This is a genomic window from Bacillus sp. TH17 (assembly GCF_016651125.1).
In the GTDB taxonomy this organism is placed as follows: domain Bacteria; phylum Bacillota; class Bacilli; order Bacillales; family Bacillaceae_G; genus Bacillus_A; species Bacillus_A mycoides.
In genome coordinates, this window is the sequence record NZ_JAEKEN010000001.1 from 4383401 (window position 1) to 4399497 (window position 16097).

The 16097-nt window shown below is 37.0% G+C and carries 16 protein-coding genes and 1 pseudogene; 3 read left to right on the top strand and 14 right to left on the bottom strand.

The window, feature by feature from the left end; all coding sequences use genetic code 11:
* Positions 1-4 precede the first annotated feature (4 nt).
* Both JFT95_RS22680 and JFT95_RS22685 read right to left on the bottom strand, forming a co-directional pair.
* Positions 5-370 carry an arsenate reductase family protein gene (locus JFT95_RS22680; RefSeq protein WP_002129756.1) on the bottom strand — a complete coding sequence of 122 codons (366 nt, stop codon included), beginning with the start codon at positions 368-370 and terminating at the stop codon, positions 5-7.
* 420 nt (positions 371-790) lie between these two features.
* A complete protein-coding gene (locus JFT95_RS22685) occupies positions 791-1318 on the bottom strand; it encodes a hypothetical protein (protein ID WP_201053297.1) in 528 nt (175 codons plus the stop codon).
* Between the two features lie 144 nt (positions 1319-1462).
* Between JFT95_RS22685 and JFT95_RS22690 the strand changes: the two genes are divergently transcribed.
* Positions 1463-2110: a phosphatase PAP2 family protein gene (locus tag JFT95_RS22690; RefSeq protein WP_002143641.1), complete on the top strand. Its 648-nt coding sequence runs from the start codon at positions 1463-1465 to the stop codon at positions 2108-2110.
* A 53-nt stretch (positions 2111-2163) separates the two neighbouring features.
* On the opposite strand, the gene JFT95_RS22695 is transcribed toward JFT95_RS22690, so the two are convergent.
* The 11 genes and pseudogenes from JFT95_RS22695 to JFT95_RS22745 all read right to left on the bottom strand — a co-directional run bounded on the left by JFT95_RS22695 (position 2164) and on the right by JFT95_RS22745 (position 13752).
* A complete protein-coding gene (locus JFT95_RS22695) occupies positions 2164-3177 on the bottom strand; it encodes a PTS sugar transporter subunit IIC (protein WP_002143642.1) in 1014 nt (337 codons plus the stop codon).
* Between the two features lie 22 nt (positions 3178-3199).
* On the bottom strand, positions 3200-4150 hold the full coding sequence (locus tag JFT95_RS22700) for an L-lactate dehydrogenase (protein ID WP_420481300.1): 951 nt from the start codon (positions 4148-4150) through the stop codon (positions 3200-3202).
* Positions 4151-4397: 247 nt separating this feature from the next.
* Positions 4398-4646 (bottom strand): spore coat protein, encoded by a 249-nt coding sequence (locus JFT95_RS22705; protein WP_002034620.1) that lies wholly within the window; start codon positions 4644-4646, stop codon positions 4398-4400.
* A gap of 13 nt (positions 4647-4659) precedes the next feature.
* Entirely contained in the window at positions 4660-4845 is a 186-nt protein-coding gene (locus JFT95_RS22710; protein ID WP_001180552.1) for a hypothetical protein, read from the bottom strand.
* Between the two features lie 143 nt (positions 4846-4988).
* On the bottom strand, positions 4989-5702 hold the full coding sequence (locus tag JFT95_RS22715) for a CPBP family intramembrane glutamic endopeptidase (RefSeq protein WP_201053298.1): 714 nt from the start codon (positions 5700-5702) through the stop codon (positions 4989-4991).
* 463 nt (positions 5703-6165) lie between these two features.
* A pseudogene (locus JFT95_RS22720) lies at positions 6166-6731 on the bottom strand (permease).
* A 98-nt stretch (positions 6732-6829) separates the two neighbouring features.
* Positions 6830-7387, bottom strand: a complete 558-nt coding sequence (locus JFT95_RS22725; protein WP_201053300.1) for a TetR/AcrR family transcriptional regulator — start codon at positions 7385-7387, stop codon at positions 6830-6832.
* Positions 7388-7390: 3 nt separating this feature from the next.
* Positions 7391-8113 carry an MBL fold metallo-hydrolase gene (locus JFT95_RS22730; protein WP_002143649.1) on the bottom strand — a complete coding sequence of 241 codons (723 nt, stop codon included), beginning with the start codon at positions 8111-8113 and terminating at the stop codon, positions 7391-7393.
* 139 nt (positions 8114-8252) lie between these two features.
* Entirely contained in the window at positions 8253-10037 is a 1785-nt protein-coding gene (locus JFT95_RS22735) for an acyl-CoA dehydrogenase family protein (protein ID WP_201053301.1), read from the bottom strand.
* A gap of 139 nt (positions 10038-10176) precedes the next feature.
* Complete coding sequence (locus tag JFT95_RS22740; protein WP_001206332.1) at positions 10177-11349, bottom strand: acetyl-CoA C-acetyltransferase; 1173 nt, start codon at positions 11347-11349, stop codon at positions 10177-10179.
* Between the two features lie 21 nt (positions 11350-11370).
* Positions 11371-13752, bottom strand: a complete 2382-nt coding sequence (locus tag JFT95_RS22745; RefSeq protein ID WP_063218092.1) for a 3-hydroxyacyl-CoA dehydrogenase/enoyl-CoA hydratase family protein — start codon at positions 13750-13752, stop codon at positions 11371-11373.
* Between the two features lie 237 nt (positions 13753-13989).
* Between JFT95_RS22745 and JFT95_RS22750 the strand changes: the two genes are divergently transcribed.
* Both JFT95_RS22750 and JFT95_RS22755 read left to right on the top strand, forming a co-directional pair.
* The gene (locus JFT95_RS22750; protein WP_088040379.1) at positions 13990-14136 is read left to right on the top strand and encodes a YuzL family protein; all 147 of its coding nucleotides are present in this window, start codon (positions 13990-13992) and stop codon (positions 14134-14136) included.
* A 97-nt stretch (positions 14137-14233) separates the two neighbouring features.
* Positions 14234-15073: a D-alanyl-D-alanine carboxypeptidase family protein gene (locus JFT95_RS22755; RefSeq protein ID WP_033707936.1), complete on the top strand. Its 840-nt coding sequence runs from the start codon at positions 14234-14236 to the stop codon at positions 15071-15073.
* A 22-nt stretch (positions 15074-15095) separates the two neighbouring features.
* On the opposite strand, the gene JFT95_RS22760 is transcribed toward JFT95_RS22755, so the two are convergent.
* Positions 15096-16013 (bottom strand): proline dehydrogenase family protein, encoded by a 918-nt coding sequence (locus JFT95_RS22760; RefSeq protein ID WP_002034609.1) that lies wholly within the window; start codon positions 16011-16013, stop codon positions 15096-15098.
* Between the last annotated feature and the right edge of the window lie 84 nt (positions 16014-16097).

Sequence of the window (16097 nt, forward strand, 5' to 3'; positions counted from 1 at the left end):
TACCTTATTGGTACTTTTTCCACACACTTTCAAACTGCTCTTCGTTAAAACCAAGTGTTACACTCGTTCCATCTGTTACAATTGGACGTTTAATTAACATGCCATCAGATGCTAAAAGCTCATACATTTCGTCTTCGCTTGCATCCTTTAACTTATCTTTTAAACCAAGTTCGCGGTAACGCATTCCACTTGTATTAAAGAATTTTTTTAATGGTAATTCACTTTTCTCATGTAAATTACGTAAATCTTCTTTTGACGGTGGATTTTCAACAATATGAATCATCTCATATGCTACATCGTTTGCCTCAAACCATTTCTTTGCTTTTTGACATGTGCCACATTTTGGATATGAATAAAATGTTACTGTCATAAATTCACCTACTTTTTTACTAACCTTTACCTTTATCATATAGAAAACATTTTATTATTTCAAACGATTATTCGCTAAACTTTTACTTATTTCGTGATAATTTTTAATAATCCTGCTAATTTTTCTTATTTTTCCGCCATTTATTAAGAAAAAATAAATATATAATTTTTTCAAAATTTTTTCTCATCCCACGCCGAACATATATCTTAAACAAACGTTTGATTAATTTCATATTTTTCTACCTCAACCTTCGGAATACGTAGATTCTTTTATACCGAACATATACCTTAAACAAACGTTTGATTAATTTCATGTTTTTCTACCCCAACCTTTGGAATACATAGGTTTTTCCCTACCGAACATACCTCTTAAACAAACGTTTATTTAAAAATAAAAAGAGCCCTTTTACAGGCTCCTTCATCATCGACTTAAATAGTCCGAAATTGTTTGAAATACTATGATATACATATTATGAATATTTTGATCGGAAACAGTATCATTATATAACCCCATACCCCAATACTGTCCTTCAGGGCTTCCCATGTTTACAAACCCTTGCGTATACATCATCGCTCTATCTCTTGGCGTATTGTCATAATCTAAATCTTTTTCAGTAAAAATCAAATATGGTCTATCCTTTAAACCGATAAAAAACACTGGTTTCTTTAATGATAAAAATAAGTCCGTATACGGTTCCTTTGATGCTTCTTGAAAATATTCTTTCATGACGAGAAAACCATCAACCTTTGCTGATTTCTCCTGCATCTCCTCTAACTTCACATTTTCAAACTTTATATTTCTAAACGTATCTTTCGGCTTTTCACCAACAACTCCAATTACGAGTGCTCTCCCGTTATATTCTAATTTCTCTCCTTCTTTATCCTTTGCACACCCAGTACTCACTAGGCATAACAATATAAAAACTAAGAAATAAAATGAACGCTTCATATAGCACCCTCCCCCTCTTTTAAGTCAAGTGACAAAAATGTAAGGTGAATTCAAGAAAATGTAAGCAAAATCGATAGCCCAATTGGATTTTCTATATTATAATCAATTGAATTTATTTACATTACTAAAACATAGGAGATTATCATGAAGAAATTTAAACTTTCATCTCTTCTTCCGTTAAGTTATATACTTCTACTCGTACTCGTAAGTCCCCTTTACGATGTATTAAATAAATCTACTGTTCACGCAGTAGATGTCACAACTGTAGTAGATGATTGGATTCCATTTGTGAAAGCATTTATTATTCCTTACTTACTTTGGTTTCCATACTTATACGGTGCACTTATTTATTACTGTTTTGCTGATCGAAAGCAATATTATGTCACTTTAAGTAGTGTAATTCTTGGAAAACTTGCTTGTTTTTCGATTTATTTTTTTTGGCAGACAACTGTACCACGCCCAACCGTCGTTGGAACAGACGTATTTTCCGAACTAGTCCGCTATATTTATAGTATTGATCATCCAGTAAACTGCTTCCCAAGCATTCATGTCCTTACGACATTTGTAATTATGTTAGCTGCCTTTAAGCGCAAGGAACAGCATACTTTGGAATATTACATCCTTACTTTCTTCGGTACGCTTATTATTTTATCAACATTATTTACGAAGCAGCATGCATTTGTAGACGCCATTTCTGGAATGACGCTTGCAAGCGTACTTTACTTCGGCGTTCAGTTGTTATTAGCAAAAGAAACCGTACGTGTTCCAGTAAAACAAAATCAAAAAATGTAAAAAGCAGACTGTGGCTTCAGTCTGCTTTTCTCTATATTAAGGAGATTTTCAAATTAAGATTGTGGTACAGTCATGTCACCAGAATGAATACGACCTGCTTTTTTAAGAGCAATGTACAGTATATAAGAAACAGCTACTGGAATGATGATATAAGTGATTACCATCGCTGGGACAACTTCCCATCCTTGGCTGGAAATTAAATTAATTGGTGCGATAAGAGAGCTTAATCCAAGACCTGCAATTTCTTTTCCTGCTTCCAGTTGGAAAATTAATGCTGATACTGGGCCCACTATAGCACTGGCGACGACAGTTGGGATGAGAATCATTGGATTTTTAGTAATGTTCGGCAACTGTACTTTTGGAGTACAAAGTGCCTGAGCTAATATGCCACCTAAATTATTCTCTTTCGCTGAAATAACAGAGAATCCGATAAACTGAGCAACACATCCTGCAAGTGCTGCACCGCCTGCAACACCATCTAAGCTAAGCGCTATCGCTAACGCAGCTGATGAAGCTGGAGAGATAAGTAACAATCCCCAAACTACAGCAATCACGATAGAAGCGATAAACGGGCTACCAGCTGAACTATCTTTAATGAATGCTCCAACTGTATTTAAAACTGGGCTAATATTTTGAGCTAACCAAATACCGACTAAACCAGAACCTAATATTGCTGCAAATGGAACGAGCATCATATCTAAAGCAGTTTTTCCACTTAATCGTTTACCAATATAAACTGCTAAAGTCGCTGTTAATAATGCACCGATTGGTTCACCTGTTTTAATGATGAGACCAGCTTCAGTAATTGAAATGGAACCTGCTCCAATTGCTCCAGCTACCATTGCTGAGAAAATTACGAGTCCGTTTGCACCGAGCATAAAGGCAATCCCGGCTCCAATTGCTGGTGCCATAAGTGATTTTGCAACAACTCCGATTGTAATAAGTAATGGGATATCAACAATTCTTCCTATATTTTCGATTAGTAAACCAATTCCAAGGGATACGAAAATACCCTGTGCGATTCCGGCAGAAGCTTTAAACACACGAGACATTATATATTCCTTCATTTGTTTCACCTTCTCCTATAATTTAGTAACCAATTGTTTTCATATAATCGCGTAAAACATCGTTTGATTTTGCAAAGCGACTTTCTTCATCTTCTGATAAGTTTAGTTCTACCACTTCTCTTACACCGTCTCTAGTAATAATTGCTGGTACTCCTGTACAAATATCGTATTCGCCATATTCACCATCTAAAATAGCTGAAACAGCGATAACACGGTGATCATCATTGAAAATTGAGCGCGCAATATAAGCTAAAGAATTTCCGATTCCGTAATAAGTAGTTCCTTTGCGCTTATAAATTTCCCATCCAGCTTTTGCAGTCTTCTCAACAATTTCATCTAAATCTATTTCACCAAATTGGTCTTTTTTCTCTTCTAAAATTTGTAAAATCGACTTTCCACCAACAGTTACGTGAGACCAAGCAACCATTTGAGAATCACCATGTTCTCCTAATGAATACCCATGAATACTACGAGGGTCTACATGTAACATTTCAGATAAAATTGTTCTTAAGCGAGAAGAATCTAGTGATGTACCTGTACCAATCACACGATTTCTAGGTAATCCAGATAGCTTCCACACTTGATATGTAATAATGTCAACTGGGTTCGATGCGAGTAAGAAAATACCATCAAATCCACTTTCCATTACGCCGCCAACAACACCCTCCATAATCTTAGCGCTGGCTCCTAAAGTGTCTAAACGACTTTGTCCAGGCTTCGGCGCTGGTCCTGCTGTAATAATGACAATGTCCATATCTTTGCAGTCTTCATAACTTCCTGCATATACTTTTGTTCTTGTATTTGTAAAGTTAATGCAGTGGGATAAATCCATCGCTTCTCCAACTGCACGTTCATGATTTATATCAATTAACAATAACTCTTCGCAAATCCCTTGGTTTACAATGGAATACGCACAGCTTGATCCAACTAATCCAGTACCGATAATTGCAATTTTTCTTGTGTTTCTATTCATAGCAATCTCTCCTAATTGATCATGTAGTCTATTTCTTTCGTTCTTTACACCCCTAATTATAGAGGTTCTCACGATAGAAACCATGGATGCTTTGTGAAATGTTGAGCAAAGTTTTTGTCCTTTTTGTGAATTGTCATATTACATTTTCGTCATATTTGTTACAACCGGAAAAATATTTTTTATGTATTTATTGACATATACCAAACAAAAAAACGAGCGAATCCATTCGCTCGTTTTTTTCATCACACTATTCCGCACTTAATTGACTTTTCAATTGCTGTACAATCATTGGATTAGCAGGCGCTGCCGGCTTATAATAACTTTTTTGCTTTGCGTATTCATACATATTACGTTGACGGGATTCATCTTGATTACGAATTTGAATTAACGTTTGATGTAACTGTTCATTATCAGACTGAGAAATATAATTTGCATAACTTGTTAAACTTGAGTTTAACCCTGCTAAATAATCATTTACCATATCTTTTTCATTCATTTCTCTCTTCCTCCTATCCTAGAAAAGTCATTAATTGTTGTTTCGTATTTCGTGCATCTTGTGCATCCTTTTGTAGCATTTGCTTTAGCTGTGGGTCTGTACAAGCCTGTGCATACTGTTCCAATTTGTTAATAATCGTCGCATGTCCACCAATTAAATGACGTAAGTTTTCAACTTCAAGCTCTGTTAAATTTTGCATATAACATACCCGCCTTTCTTTGTTCATTCATCATTAGTATTTGGTTCTTTTTGGATTGTATTCATTAACTTTTCCCACATATAAACAAAATAAAAGATGAATAGCTAGGCCATTCATCTTTTCTACTAAATATTCATTCAATTTTATAAAGAAACAATCATACTTATACTCACAAGTAGGTTCCATACAATATGTAAAATGATGCTAGGTACAATAGATTGTGTTTTCTTATATAACATAGCAAATACAATCCCCATAATCATTGCCGTAATCGGAAAACCACCATGAAGAATCCCAAAGATGAAGGAAGAAATAATGGTACCAACTAGAAAACTATATTTCTTTTCAAAAAATTGATACAAAATACCTCTATATAAAATTTCTTCTTTAATTGGTGTAATTATAGCAACACTTAACACATATATAATACTTTGTAGACTATTTTGAAGTCCTAAGCTCCCTAATTGATCTCGTTGCTGCTCTGCACTTTCAAAGTTAAACAACTCTAACATTACATACTGAGTTAATGCAATGATGATAAAACCTATTAATAAATACAAGTAGGTTTTCCCATTTTTTAAAACAGATACATCCCAAATGTTCTTAATAAAATGAAGCACTGGTTTATAAGCAAATAAAACAATAGTAACAACAGCTGCATCAAATAGAAGTAAATAATATCCCTCTAAATTAGCACGTAATACCTCTTCTCCAAAAATTCCAAGGGCTAAAGTAAGGAATAATCCCCCTAAGAGTGAGAACCCTAGAATGCTTGCAATCGTTACAACTAGATTTTTATATGTTATGTTATCTACTTCTCTTTCTGCATTATACGCGTCTAACACTGTTTTTCTCATACTATTCCTCCATTTGTTTTCATTCCCTTAACAAAAAACTATTAATACAAATATATAGATAATATAACAATATTTTCAAAAAGAATAATATGCAATTTTACATATTATGAAAGCTTTGTATTATATAGTTTTTGGAACTAGATTACTATAGAATAATTATTAGATGGAATTCCAAAAATTTCTTATCTATCCACCATAACCCTCGCATCATATAAAACTTATTAATTAAAGGAGAAATGAACATGAAAACACATGACTTCCTTACAGAAATCCAGAAGGGCTCTGAACCTAATCCCTATCAAGACCCTATCGCATTTATTTTCGTTTGCTTTTCCTTAGCCATATACACATTTTTCAAACCTGCAAGATAATATCATTTAATGAGAAAAAGCCTACCGTTCTTTTGGAATCATATGCACTAAAAAACCTTAGAATCGCTTCTAAGGTTTCTGACTATTCATACTCAAAACGCCATACTTATAAGTAACGAAAGAATTAATAATATAACTACCAATCCGCCGGTTACTCTTGCTATAAATTTCTTTTGTTCGCCCGCACTGGAAACGGTAAATCTGAAGTATCATATGCCACCCACCGCAATAAGAATACATTCCAATATGATACTAATAGCCGGAAATCGCCACAACCCAAAACCTAGCATAGGTAAGTCTCCGAAATTCCCTGGAAGTAGCGGCAAATCAGCACGGTGCACAAGTAAATCAAGAATCCAATGACTAAAAACTACAGCCCCAACAACAAAGCCACTCCGCTTGCCCCAAACATCATACCCACCATTCCTGCAACAAAAGCAATAAACAGTGCTCCTATTAAAGAGTGTGAATAATCCGCGTGAATGATCGCTTCACCATAACCATTACTATTAATAGGTTCAATTGTCTCTACTCCTAAAACATAAAGCGGTAAAAAAATGACATCCAATAATTGTGTGCTTAACATGAGAGCCCAAAGTGGTAGTTTAGGTGACTTTGTTTTCACTACTGCCGCTAAGCCAAAATGTCCTGCAAACAGTTCACTTCACATCCTTTTGTAATCTTGTCTCCAGCAAACCGCAGCCTACTATACAAAAAGCATGATCAGTAACAAATTCACGTTTTTTTGCTTCCTATTCAATCTCTCATTACATGTAATCCTTTAATAAACGTTTCCAATAATACATGTAAACTTGTATCTAAATCTAGCGGCAAACCAAATCCACCTTGCTGTTCAATCGACGCAAATCCATGACAAATACTTCTGAATCCACGTGTCGCATGAAGTGCATTCTCTCCTTCTAAGCCGTATTGTTGTAAAACATGAAGACAAAGCTTTACAATTCCATCACCTGCTTTTCTTACTTCTTCCTCTCGTAAAAAAGTTGCTTCATATAATCCAGGATGTTTGCGTACGAATGCGACATACGCTTCTCCTAAAGCATGAATTGCTTCGTCCATACATTTACCCTCAGCAGCTTCTTCCAGTCTGTTATGCAGCTGTTTTATTCCGTACATACCAAGACTTTTCCGTACATCTTGTAAACCTTTCACATGATTGTATAGCGAGGGTGAACGTACCCCTAATGTTTGCGCTAATGAAGCTAACGTTACTTCTTGTATTCCATTTATATCTGCAATCTCTGCCGCTGTTTCTACAATTTTCTGTAATGTAAGTCCGATTCTCGGTGACATAAATTAACCTTCTTTCCTACTTTCTATATTCCGCTTAGCTTCCTTAATAGCAAGTTTTATGACAGTGCCTGGATCCTTTATCATTTTCCCATGTCCTGCCGCAAGTAAGGAAGGCTCATATTCGCTTAGCTTCTCTGCACTTTGTAATGATATTTCTTTGCTCCACGTTGCCATTGCAGGAAACGGAAACCAAAATTTCATTTGCCCCGAAACAGCCATACCCCCTCTTGTTTGGAAGGCATCCCCGACAATAAGAGCTTTATTTCGTACATCAAGAAGCGACATGGATCCTGGCGTATGTCCCGGTGTCATAATCGCAAGAAGCGATCCAACTCGGTCGCCATCTTCCAATAAAACATCAGGTACCGTTTTTACCTTTTTAGGTACACCGCCTTTTATCGGTATATTCGGTTCATCCTTTTGTAACGTCGTATCTCCTTCTAACAGCTTTGCGTCCCGCTTAGAAATATAGACTGGAACATTAGGAAGTACTTCCTTTAACGCGTCTAATGCACCGATGTGATCATCATGCGCATGTGTTAATACAATCTTAGTAATTGGCTTCCCTATTTTCTCAGCCGCCTGTAAAATACCTTTTGTGCTATATGGCAAAGCCGCATCAATTAAAGTTAAACCATCTTCTTCCTCCACAAAGTAACAATTCACAGGAAACACTCTTGGCAAAAATGACAATTGATATACCGTTTTTTCATGCATCATTCTCATATTTCCATCTCCCTTTTCACGAAAACTAATACCATTAGTTTTATTATACTAATGGTATTAGTTTTGTGTCACTAAAAATTTCATTTTTACAAAAAAAAAGAAAAGTAGCCGTTTATACGACTACTTTTCTTTACAGCTATTAAACTGTGTAACGCTCATCTTCTAAAATTTTCGCAGCAATTTCACGTTTCTTCGGAATTACATTAAGTGGTGTGTGGCGAGTTAATTTACGTAATGATGATAACATCATGCGCAGCATGTCGCCATTTTCAACTGCGATAAGTGTTTCTTTCGCATCTGCTTCGATTTCGTTGAATGCTTCTTGGCAGAATACTTCAGTGTATAACACTTTTTGTTTATTCTTTTCAAGACCAGTTGTTTTAATTGCTTTCTCTGTACGAAGAACAGCTGACTCCATTGCGTATAGGTTGCTTACGATGTCAGCGATATTCACAAGAATTTCTTGCTCTTTATCTAATGCTTTACCGTATTTTTGAGCAGCTAATCCAGCTACCATTAAGCCTATTTTCTTCGCGTTAGTTACTAAATATTTTTGAAGCGCTAATGGCTCATCGCCTACTTCTTCTGGCATCATCATCATTAACTCTTCTTGTAATTTTTGTGCTTTTTGAAGAAGTGGTAATTCACCTTTCATCGCTTTACGTAAGAACGTACCTGGTACGATTAGGCGGTTAATTTCGTTCGTTCCTTCGAAAATACGGTTAATACGAGAATCGCGGTACATTCTTTCAATCTCGTACTCTGCCATAAATCCGTAACCACCGTGAATTTGAACACCTTCATCTACTGTATAATCTAGTACTTCAGAACCGAATACTTTATTTAAAGAGCACTCGATTGCATATTCAGCGATAGAAGCTGCTACTGCTTTGCCGTCCTTTACTTCCTCTTCAGATAATGTGCTCATGCGGCTTTCGAATAAACCTACTGTACGGTATACAGAGCTTTCAGCTGCATATGTTTTCGCTGCCATATTCGCAAGTTTCTCTTGAATTAATGGGAAGCGAGCGATTGGTTGTTTGAACTGTTGACGTTGATTTGCATATTGTGCTGAAATTTCTACTGCACGTTTCGCAGATCCAACTGTACCAACACCTAATTTATAACGGCCGATATTTAAAATGTTGAACGCGATAATATGACCTTTACCGATTTCACCAAGTAAGTTTTCTTTCGGTACTAATGCATCTTCTAAAATTAACGTACGAGTTGAAGAACATTTAATACCCATTTTCTTTTCTTCTGGGCTTGTAGATACACCAGCATATTCTTTCTCTACGATAAATGCTGAGAAGTGCTCTCCATCAATTTTTGCATATACGATAAATACGTCAGCGAATGCAGAGTTTGTAATCCATTGCTTTTCACCATTTAATACGTAATGTGTACCTTCTGCATTTAAACGTGCCGTTGTTTTTGCACCTAATGCGTCAGATCCTGAACCTGGCTCTGTTAATGCGTATGCAGCTAATTTTTCACCAGTTGCAAGTAATGGTAAATACTTTTTCTTTTGCTCTTCGTTACCGAATAATACGATTGGTAAAGATCCGATACCAACGTGAGCACCGTGAGTGATTGCAAAACCACCAGCGCGCGAGAATTTCTCTGCGATTAACGCTGAGCTTACTTTATCAAGACCAATTCCGCCGTACTCTTCTGGTACGTCAGCGCCTAGTAAACCAAGTTCACCAGCTTCTTTTAAAAGACGAACAGAACGATCAAACTCGTGTTTCTCTAAATATTCAAGCTCCGGAAGAACTTCATTTACGATAAAGTCCTCTGTCGTTTTTGCAATCATTTTATGCTCAGATGAAAAATCTTCTGGCGTAAACACTTGATCAATTGTAATTTCCTCTACTAAAAAGCTACCGCCCTTAACCGCATTTCCTACTGTTTTTTCCATGAAAATTTCCTCCTTCATATTTTCATAAGCCGCTTCTCTCATTTTGAAAGAAGCTGGCTCTCATTTTTTTTATAAACCTTTGTTGCTTCCATTCTTTGCTTTAGCGTCCTCTTGTTCTGAGCGAGCCGCTTACACTTTTTTATAGTAATTCAAACACTCCCGCTGCTCCCATTCCGCCGCCGATACACATTGTTACGATACCGAATTGTTGGTTGCGACGTTTCATTTCGTGAATAAGAGATAGTGTTAGTTTTGCTCCTGTACAGCCAAGTGGATGTCCAAGTGCGATTGCACCGCCGTTTACGTTTACTTTTTCTTCATCTAGACCAAGTTCACGAATAACTTGGATAGATTGAGAAGCGAATGCTTCATTTAGTTCAAATAGACCGATATCAGATAGCTCTAAACCAGCTAATTTTAACGCTTTCGGAATTGCAGCAATTGGGCCGATTCCCATTACTTCTGGTGGTACTCCAGCTACTGCGAATGAACGGAATTTTGCAAGTGGCTTCATGCCATCGCTCACTGCTTTTTCACGATCCATTAATAGTACAGATGCTGCACCGTCACTCATTTGTGAAGAGTTACCAGCCGTTACAGAACCGCGAACGTTAAATGCTGGACGTAATTTACCTAAAATGTCTAGCGTTGTCTCTGCTCTTACACCTTCGTCTTGTGCGAAAATGATTGTTTCTTCTTGCAGTTTGTTGTTTGATCCAACCGAGCGTAACGTCACATCTACAGATACTGTTTCATCCGCAAAGTTCCCTGCAGCTAATGCTTTCGCAGCACGTTGATGACTTCTTACTGCAAATGCATCTTGTTCTTCACGAGAAATTCCATATTTCACAGCAACTTGCTCTGCTGTATGTCCCATACCCATATAATATTCTGGAGCAGCTTCTACAAGGCGACTGTTCGGACGAACAACGTGCCCCATCATTGGAACTAAACTCATTGATTCCGCTCCGCCTGATAATACAGCTTCAGAGTGACCAAGCATAATGCGCTCTGCTCCGTAAGCGATACTTTGTAAACCTGAAGAACAGTAACGGTTAATTGTAATAGCTGGAACATCGTAAGAAAGTCCTGCTAGCCCGCCGATATTACGAGCCATATTTAAACCTTGCTCTGCTTCTGGCATCGCACAACCGAAAATTAAATCATCAATTGGTCCTTCATAATTCGCACGCTTTAACGTTTCTTTTACTACTAACGCCCCTAGATCGTCAGGACGAACTGTTTTTAATGAACCCCTCTTTGCTTTTCCAATTGGTGTTCTTGCTCCCGCAACAATGACAGCTTCTCTCATGAACGATATCTCCCCTCGTTATTAGTTACGTAATGGTTTTCCTTTTACAAGCATGTGCTGCATTCTTGCTTGTGATTTCATCTCACTTACTAAGCTAATAAATGCTTCACGTTCTACATCTAATAAATACTGCTCATCAACTTCTGTTCCGTACGGTACTTTTCCGCCCGCAATGACATATGCCAGTTTCTTCGCAATGTGCAGATCATGTTCAGAAATGTAACCTGATAAATGCATTGCCTCTGCACCAAGTACAAGCGCTGCATATCCTGTCTCACCAACAACTGGTATCTTTTTGCGGATAGGTGCTTTATAACCTGCTTCATATAAAGAAAGTGCTTTTTGTTTCGCATCATATAGTAAGTGATCACCATTCACACTAATACCGTCTTTATCGCCTAAGAAGTTGTTCGATACAGCTTCTTGTGCTGATGTAGAAACTTTCGCCATCGCTACAGATTCGAATACTTTATTCGCAACTTTTTGTAAGTCAAATTCTACACCGTTTGCCATTTTGTTTAAGTGTTTAATGTATAACTCTTTGTTACCGCCTCCGCCAGGGATTAAGCCAACACCTACTTCTACTAAGCCCATATATGTTTCGCTAGAAGCTTGAATGCTCGCTGCTGGTAAACAAACTTCTGTACCGCCGCCAAGCGTCATACCATATGGCGCCGCTACAACTGGCTTAGAAGAGTACTTAATTTTCGTCATTGCATCTTGGAAGTTTTTCACAACCCACTCAATTTCAAAGTAGTTGTCGTCTTGTGCTTCCATTAAGATCATTGCAAGGTTCGCACCAACGCAGAAGTTCTTCGATTGGTTTCCGATAACAAGACCTTTATAATTTTTCTCTACTTCATCAACAGCGTAGTTAATCATTTGCGTAATATCCATACCGATTGCATTGCTCTTCGAATGGAATTCTAAGCAAAGGATACCATCGCCTAAATCGATTAAGCTCGCTCCGCTATTTTTCTTTAATACGCCATTTTTCGCTTTTAATTGTTTAAGAGAAATTGCCTTTTTATTACGTTCGATTAGCTTATATTCACCATTGTCGTAATAGTAGCTATCGCCGTTATCATGTTTATAGAAAGTAGTGAAACCTTTCTCTACCATTTCTTTCACCCAAGTCGGAACAACTACGCCGTTTTCTTCCATCTTTTGAACGGACTTTTCAACGCCGATTGCATCCCAAACTTCAAATGGCCCTTGCTCCCAGCCGAAGCCCCACTTCATCGCTTGGTCAATTGCAACGATATCGTCAGCAATTTCTTTATGAAGTTTTGCAGAGTATAAAAGAGTTGGTGTGATGATGTTCCATAACAACTCTCCTGCGCGGTCTTTCGCGTATACAAGCGCTTTCAATTTATTCGATAAACCTTTTTCTTGTTTACTTAACTCGATAGATGCAGCTTTTAATTTCTTGCGAGCTTCGTATTCCATCGTTTCAGGATTTAGTTCTAAAATTTCTTTTCCTTGTTTTAAGAAGAAGCCTTGACCTGTTTTGCTTCCAAGCCATTTTTTATCAAGCATGTCATGCATAAAAGCAGGTACTTTAAATACATCACGCTCTTCTTCTTGTACATTTTCATATACGTTATTTGCAACGTGTACAAATGTATCTAAACCAACAACATCTAATGTACGGAACGTTGCGCTCTTCGGACGACCAATTAATGGACCTGTTACAGAGTCAACTTCTCCAATGCTATAGCCACGCTTAATCATTTCTTGAAGCGTTACAAGCAAGCCATACGTACCGATGCGGTTTCCAATAAAGTTTGGTGTGTCTTTTGCGATAACAACGCCTTTTCCAAGAACGTCTTCGCCAAATAGTTTCATGAAGCTTAATACTTGTGGATCAGTTTCTTTCGTCGGTATTACCTCTAGAAGTTTTAAATATCGTGGTGGGTTAAAAAAGTGTGTTCCTAAGAAGTGTTTCTGGAAGTCGTCTGAACGACCCTCTGCCATTTTTTCAACGGAAATGCCTGATGTATTTGAGCTCACAATTGAGCCTGGTTTACGAACAGCATCTACTTTTTCAAATAGTTTCTTCTTTATATCTAAGTTTTCAACTACTACTTCAATAATCCAATCTACATCACCTAGACGCTCAAGATCATCTTCTAAGTTACCTGCTTCAATCAGTGCTAAATTTCCTTTCACTGTCAGAGGAGCTGGTTTTTGCTTTAATAGTTTTTGCACAGCCGTATTACTAAAACGATTTCTCACACTTTTATGTTCTAATGTAAGTCCCTTCGCCTCTTCTTCTTTCGTAAGCGCAGGTGGTACAATATCAAGCAATAATGTCGGAATACCAATATTAGCTAAGTGTGCCGCAATCCCTGAACCCATTACGCCTGAACCTAGAACAGCAGCCTTTTTAATTTGGAACATCCATTTCTCCCCCTATTCTTGAATGAATGCTCATTCAATTTTTCGACATAAGTCGCAATCAATGAGTGAGCCTCTACTAATAAATATATGATACAGTTTGAATTTTCGCAATATATTTATTGATAAAATTTTCTGAAATAAGTATATTTCTTTCATTTGGCTATGCTATACATGTGTATTTTCTTCATCAAAATGCACTTTTCCTTTTTATAATCTGACGAAACTGGAGGAATATATATGGCAAAATTTAAGAAGAACCCTTCAAAAGCTGGAATTAGCGCAGCAAGTGTAACTGGAAATGCAGGTCCGCATAATCACGGTGTTGAAAAAGGGCGTCAAAGTAATAACCAACAATATAAGAAGCATAATATGGGCGAAAAATAACGGTATATTTTTGGGCAGAGAACGTGGCATAATGATTAATGGCTGCTTTTTCTGCCCAATTTATTTGTACATATGGAAAACAAAAGAGGGAACGACGATGAAACGAACAATAATTATGATTGTAATGATTGCCACACTATTTACAGGGATGATTTTCTTCTCTTATGCACAAAGGCAACAAGTTGTAAGAGCAGATCAGCCTAACATTACTGGGCAATACGGGATTACAATCGATGCAGACACAGGTGAAATTTTGTATGGAAAACGGGAAGATGAACGCTCTTATCCGGCTAGTATAGGGAAAATGATGACTACCTTACTCTTACTAGAAAATGTGAAAGAAGATGAAGAAATTACGGTTACAGAGAATGCGATTAAAACGGAAAGTCAAAGTAAGAAGATTAAGCTTCGCGCGGGTGAAAAATTAAAACGTGATGAGGCATTAAAACTTATGCTTATTATTAGTGCAGACCCAATCGCTGAGTCAATTGCAGAACATATCGCAGGATCAAAAAATGAGTTTGTGAAAATGATGAACGCTAGGGCGAAGGAACTTGGGACAAAACATGCGACTTTCAAAAACGCAAGCGGTGCTGATGCACTTGGAAATAAAGTATCACCATATGACATTGCTATTATTACGAAAGAATCCTTGAAGTATCCGATCGTTTTAGAATATATGAATTCAATACATACAACACTACATACTTCAGAGCGTTCTCCGAAAATCGCAAACTATGGACGGGAAGAACTATATGATGATCCATATGCGATTGGAAGTAAAAGCGGTTTATCAGCACTCGGAAAATACACAGTCGTAACAGTTGATGAAAAAGACGGTAAACGCGTCATTAACGTCGTGTTATCTTCTACTCGTACGCAGCTATATCCTGATACGAAGAAAATGGCGCACTACGCATTTCAGCAATTAAAATAACCAAGGAGTATTTTCTCCTTGGTTATTTTTTGATCATACCTTTTAATACGAACGCAACGTTTGCTGGACGTTCTGCTAGACGGCGCATGAAATAGCCATACCAGTCGTTTCCATAAGGCACGTAAACGCGCATTTTGTAACCTTCTTTTACTAGCTCAAGTTGACGCTCTGTACGAATACCAAATAACATTTGGAATTCAAATTGATCCCTTGGAATGTTGTGTTCTTCCGCAAGTTTTTTCGTATATTCAATAATCGCTTCGTCATGTGAAGCAATTGCAGTGTAATTTCCATTTAATAAGTGCATTTTAATAATTTTTTTATAATTGTCATCTACATCTTTCTTATCCGGGAACGCTACCTCTTCAGGTTCTTTATAAGCTCCTTTTACAAGACGTAAATTAGGACTATAAGCATTTAATTCTTCCATATCTTTTTCTGTACGATATAAGTAAGCTTGAATAACTGTACCAATATTATCGTATTCAGATTTTAATTGTTTAAAGATATCAATTGTTTTTCCGCAGCGCGTATAGTCTTCCATATCAATTGTAATAAACACACCGTTTTCTTTTCCAGCTTCTAAAATACGGCGCATATTGTTCATTACGATTTCATCAGAGATATCTAATCCCATAGAAGTCATCTTTAAAGAAAGCTGCGAATTAAGACCTTCTCTTCCAATTGCACGAATCGCTTCAATCGATTCGCTAGCCATTTCATTTGCTTCCGCTTCGTTATCAACGAATTCACCTAAATAATCGATCGTTACACAAAGACCTTGCTTATTTAATGCTTTAATTGCAGCTGTCGCTAATTCAATCGTTTCCCCTGCGACGAAGCGACCTGCACCAAAGCGTAAACCGTACTTTTTAGCCAGTTTTGTTAGCGCTTTATTTTTAGATAAGAAAAGAAACGAATTTCGCATTAATTGTTCCATGTAATTCACCCCTACGACTATAATTTATCTGTTTTTTACCCCTCTTCGAAATTATATCACTGTTTAAAATTATTTGATACAAAT

Bases quoted from the DNA above. Each gene is read 5' to 3' on its own strand.
- JFT95_RS22760 (WP_002034609.1), bottom strand. From the start codon at position 16,013: ATGGAACAATTAATGCGAAATTCGTTTCTTTTCTTATCTAAAAATAAA.
- JFT95_RS22750 (WP_088040379.1), top strand. From the start codon at position 13,990: ATGGCAAAATTTAAGAAGAACCCTTCAAAAGCTGGAATTAGCGCAGCA.
- JFT95_RS22735 (WP_201053301.1), bottom strand. From the start codon at position 10,037: ATGGAAAAAACAGTAGGAAATGCGGTTAAGGGCGGTAGCTTTTTAGTA.
- JFT95_RS22680 (WP_002129756.1), bottom strand. From the start codon at position 370: ATGACAGTAACATTTTATTCATATCCAAAATGTGGCACATGTCAAAAA.
- JFT95_RS22710 (WP_001180552.1), bottom strand. From the start codon at position 4,845: ATGCAAAATTTAACAGAGCTTGAAGTTGAAAACTTACGTCATTTAATT.
- JFT95_RS22715 (WP_201053298.1), bottom strand. From the start codon at position 5,702: ATGAGAAAAACAGTGTTAGACGCGTATAATGCAGAAAGAGAAGTAGAT.
- JFT95_RS22690 (WP_002143641.1), top strand. From the start codon at position 1,463: ATGAAGAAATTTAAACTTTCATCTCTTCTTCCGTTAAGTTATATACTT.
- JFT95_RS22730 (WP_002143649.1), bottom strand. From the start codon at position 8,113: ATGAGAATGATGCATGAAAAAACGGTATATCAATTGTCATTTTTGCCA.
- JFT95_RS22745 (WP_063218092.1), bottom strand. From the start codon at position 13,752: ATGTTCCAAATTAAAAAGGCTGCTGTTCTAGGTTCAGGCGTAATGGGT.
- JFT95_RS22705 (WP_002034620.1), bottom strand. From the start codon at position 4,646: ATGAATGAAAAAGATATGGTAAATGATTATTTAGCAGGGTTAAACTCA.
- JFT95_RS22740 (WP_001206332.1), bottom strand. From the start codon at position 11,349: ATGAGAGAAGCTGTCATTGTTGCGGGAGCAAGAACACCAATTGGAAAA.
- JFT95_RS22725 (WP_201053300.1), bottom strand. From the start codon at position 7,387: ATGTCACCGAGAATCGGACTTACATTACAGAAAATTGTAGAAACAGCG.
- JFT95_RS22685 (WP_201053297.1), bottom strand. From the start codon at position 1,318: ATGAAGCGTTCATTTTATTTCTTAGTTTTTATATTGTTATGCCTAGTG.
- JFT95_RS22755 (WP_033707936.1), top strand. From the start codon at position 14,234: ATGAAACGAACAATAATTATGATTGTAATGATTGCCACACTATTTACA.
- JFT95_RS22700 (WP_420481300.1), bottom strand. From the start codon at position 4,150: ATGAATAGAAACACAAGAAAAATTGCAATTATCGGTACTGGATTAGTT.
- JFT95_RS22695 (WP_002143642.1), bottom strand. From the start codon at position 3,177: ATGAAGGAATATATAATGTCTCGTGTGTTTAAAGCTTCTGCCGGAATC.